Source organism: Pantoea sp. PA1 (genome assembly GCF_056856975.1).
In genome coordinates, this window is record NZ_JBXGEE010000015.1 from 1 (window position 1) to 2,691 (window position 2,691).

1 rRNA gene is annotated in these 2,691 nt (G+C 54.2%); it reads left to right on the top strand.

The features are described 5' to 3' along the window. Positions 1-20 precede the first annotated feature (20 nt). Positions 21-2,672, top strand: a 23S ribosomal RNA gene (locus AC1V0D_RS21925). The last annotated feature ends 19 nt before the right edge of the window (positions 2,673-2,691 follow it).

Sequence of the window (2,691 nt, forward strand, 5' to 3'; positions counted from 1 at the left end):
AAAACGCCTGTGGGTTGTGAGGTTAAGCGACTAAGCGTACACGGTGGATGCCCTGGCAGTCAGAGGCGATGAAGGACGTGCTAATCTGCGTAAAGCGACGGTAAGGTGATATGAACCGCTACAGCCGTCGATGTCCGAATGGGGAAACCCGGTGCACCCAGTGCATCATTGCAGCATGAATACATAGTGCTGCAAGGCGAACCGGGGGAACTGAAACATCTAAGTACCCCGAGGAAAAGAAATCAACCGAGATTCCCCCAGTAGCGGCGAGCGAACGGGGAGCAGCCCAGAGCCTGAATCAGCATGTGTGTTAGTGGAAGCGTCTGGAAAGTCGCAGGGTACAGGGTGATACTCCCGTACACAAAAGCACACGCGCTGTGAGCTCGATGAGTAAGGCGGGACACGTGGTATCCTGTCTGAATATGGGGGGACCATCCTCCAAGGCTAAATACTCCTGACTGACCGATAGTGAACCAGTACCGTGAGGGAAAGGCGAAAAGAACCCCGGCGAGGGGAGTGAAACAGAACCTGAAACCGTGTACGTACAAGCAGTGGGAGCACCCTTGTGGTGTGACTGCGTACCTTTTGTATAATGGGTCAGCGACTTATATTCTGTAGCAAGGTTAACCGTATAGGGGAGCCGCAGGGAAACCGAGTCTTAACTGGGCGTTAAGTTGCAGGGTATAGACCCGAAACCCGGTGATCTAGCCATGGGCAGGTTGAAGGTTGGGTAACACTAACTGGAGGACCGAACCGACTAATGTTGAAAAATTAGCGGATGACCTGTGGCTGGGGGTGAAAGGCCAATCAAACCGGGAGATAGCTGGTTCTCCCCGAAAGCTATTTAGGTAGCGCCTCGTGAATTCATCTCCGGGGGTAGAGCACTGTTTCGGCTAGGGGGCCATCCCGGCTTACCAACCCGATGCAAACTGCGAATACCGGAGAATGTTATCACGGGAGACACACGGCGGGTGCTAACGTCCGTCGTGAAGAGGGAAACAACCCAGACCGCCAGCTAAGGTCCCAAAGTCATGGTTAAGTGGGAAACGATGTGGGAAGGCACAGACAGCCAGGATGTTGGCTTAGAAGCAGCCATCATTTAAAGAAAGCGTAATAGCTCACTGGTCGAGTCGGCCTGCGCGGAAGATGTAACGGGGCTAAACCATGCACCGAAGCTGCGGCAGCGACACTNGAGAAGGCTATATCAGCCGGGCGACGGTTGTCCCGGTTTAAGCGTGTAGGCGGAGGGTCCAGGTAAATCCGGACTCTTATTAACGCTGAGGCGTGATGACGAGGCACTACGGTGCTGAAGTGATAAATGCCCTGCTTCCAGGAAAAGCCTCTAAGCATCAGGTAACACAGAATCGTACCCCAAACCGACACAGGTGGTCAGGTAGAGAATACCAAGGCGCTTGAGAGAACTCGGGTGAAGGAACTAGGCAAAATGGTGCCGTAACTTCGGGAGAAGGCACGCTGGCGCGTAGGTGAAGGGACTTGCTCCCGGAGCTGAAGCCAGTCGAAGATACCAGCTGGCTGCAACTGTTTATTAAAAACACAGCACTGTGCAAACACGAAAGTGGACGTATACGGTGTGACGCCTGCCCGGTGCCGGAAGGTTAATTGATGGGGTTATCCGCAAGGAGAAGCTCTTGATCGAAGCCCCGGTAAACGGCGGCCGTAACTATAACGGTCCTAAGGTAGCGAAATTCCTTGTCGGGTAAGTTCCGACCTGCACGAATGGCGTAATGATGGCCAGGCTGTCTCCACCCGAGACTCAGTGAAATTGAACTCGCTGTGAAGATGCAGTGTACCCGCGGCAAGACGGAAAGACCCCGTGAACCTTTACTACAGCTTGACACTGAACATTGAGCCTTGATGTGTAGGATAGGTGGGAGGCTTTGAAGCGCGGACGCCAGTCTGCGTGGAGCCATCCTTGAAATACCACCCTTTAATGTTTGATGTTCTAACGTGGCCCCGTGATCCGGGGTGCGGACAGTGTCTGGTGGGTAGTTTGACTGGGGCGGTCTCCTCCCAAAGAGTAACGGAGGAGCACGAAGGTCAGCTAATCACGGTCGGACATCGTGAGGTTAGTGCAATGGCATAAGCTGGCTTGACTGCGAGAGTGACGGCTCGAGCAGGTGCGAAAGCAGGTCATAGTGATCCGGTGGTTCTGAATGGAAGGGCCATCGCTCAACGGATAAAAGGTACTCCGGGGATAACAGGCTGATACCGCCCAAGAGTTCATATCGACGGCGGTGTTTGGCACCTCGATGTCGGCTCATCACATCCTGGGGCTGAAGTAGGTCCCAAGGGTACGGCTGTTCGCCGTTTAAAGTGGTACGCGAGCTGGGTTTAGAACGTCGTGAGACAGTTCGGTCCCTATCTGCCGTGGGCGCTGGAGAATTGAGGGGGGTTGCTCCTAGTACGAGAGGACCGGAGTGAACGCACCACTGGTGTTCGGGTTGTCATGCCAATGGCACTGCCCGGTAGCTAAGTGCGGAAAAGATAAGTGCTGAAAGCATCTAAGCACGAAACTTGCCCCGAGATGAGTTCTCCCTGACCCCTTGAGGGTCCTGAAGGGACGTTGAAGACGACGACGTTGATAGGCCGGGTGTGTAAGCGCAGCGATGCGTTGAGCTAACCGGTACTAATGACCCGTGAGGCTTAACCTTACAACGCCAGAGGCGTTTT